2 protein-coding genes and 1 pseudogene are annotated in these 1,122 nt (G+C 45.5%); 1 reads left to right on the top strand and 2 read right to left on the bottom strand.

Annotation, left to right across the window (positions count from 1 at the left end; translation table 11 throughout):
* Positions 1–191: 191 nt before the first annotated feature.
* Positions 192–433: pseudogene (locus tag P5683_RS25100) on the bottom strand (HNH endonuclease).
* A gap of 21 nt (positions 434–454) precedes the next feature.
* Positions 455–646 carry a reverse transcriptase N-terminal domain-containing protein gene (locus tag P5683_RS25095; RefSeq protein WP_315642105.1) on the bottom strand — a complete coding sequence of 64 codons (192 nt, stop codon included), beginning with the start codon at positions 644–646 and terminating at the stop codon, positions 455–457.
* Between the two features lie 31 nt (positions 647–677).
* Here P5683_RS25095 and P5683_RS25090 point away from each other — a divergent pair.
* A partial coding sequence (locus tag P5683_RS25090) for an IS1 family transposase (protein ID WP_315645651.1) occupies positions 678–1,122 on the top strand: 445 nt, incomplete at its 3' end.

The raw sequence follows: 1,122 nt of genomic DNA, 5'->3' as shown, positions 1-1,122 counted from the left end.
CCGGGTAGTTATTTCGGGCATTTCAGCCCTATTTCATACCCGAACGTCTCGCACCCGCATCTAGTATATAGTATTCCCCTTGGTTTATACTCAGGAAAATACGAGCTATTGCATCTTGGGCTGACCTGCCTGGTCTGAACCCGTAGCTTGTGCTTTCAAATCTTGATTCCCATTCAGGCTCAAGTGCCGACTTAACCAAGGCTTGCCTCGCTCTGTTTTGGATTGTGGGTATTCCCAGGGGGCATTTGTCATCCCTGCCAGGTTTTGGTATCCATACTCTCCTAAGTGCTTTGGCTTTGAGATTTCCTTGAATGTTCTCCGCTCAAGTCAGTCTTTGTTCTGGAGATATTACTATCATTCCATCGACACCGGCTGTCTTTTGGCCTTGACCCGCTTGGGGGGCGGGTTCATTAAGCTGACTGTTGGGAAGCATGGCTGACCGTGGAACCCGCCCCTACAGCCGCACTGCTAAGAGCCGGGCATAATATGATTTCACCAATAGACGTTGCCACCTTCTGGCCTTCGCGTCCTGTCCCGATTTAGATGCTTGAAATATCCTCTTTTGGAGCTTAAAAACTTTCCGCTGAACCTTAGCCCATGGGATAGCTTTCCATACGTTATTCATAGTCTTGATTGGGTGTTGCATAATAGAAAATGATATTCTCAAATAAATCAAGATGGATTGTCCTTATTGCCAAAGCCATAAAGTAGTCAAAAATGGTCATCGTCAGGGAAAACAGAGTTACCTGTGCCGTGAATGTGGTCGCCAATTTCGAGAAAATCCCTGTCCTGGAGGTTACAGTTCTGATGTCAAAGAGCTTTGTGTGAAAATGTCCCTCAATGGCATGGGATTTCGAGCCATTGAGAGAGTCACTGGTATTTCTCACAACACAATACTTAACTGGGTTAGAGTTGCAGAAACCCACATTGATGAGGAAAACTATGAAATTCCTGAAATAGCTCAAATTGATGAGCTTCAGACTTTTGTGGGTTCAAAAAAAACCATCTGGGTCTGGACAGTTGTGAATACCAAACTGCCTGGAATTCTGAAGTTTGTCATAGGCGACCGGTTATGGTCGAAAGAGAAGTCACCTTCCCCAACTCCACTTCAAAACCGTGCTT

This window comes from Limnospira sp. PMC 1279.21 (assembly GCF_032349615.1).
Classification (GTDB): Bacteria; Cyanobacteriota; Cyanobacteriia; order Cyanobacteriales; family Microcoleaceae; genus Limnospira; species Limnospira fusiformis.
The sequence above is the reverse complement of the archived record's forward strand: the minus strand, read 5'-3'. Positions and strand labels throughout refer to the sequence as shown.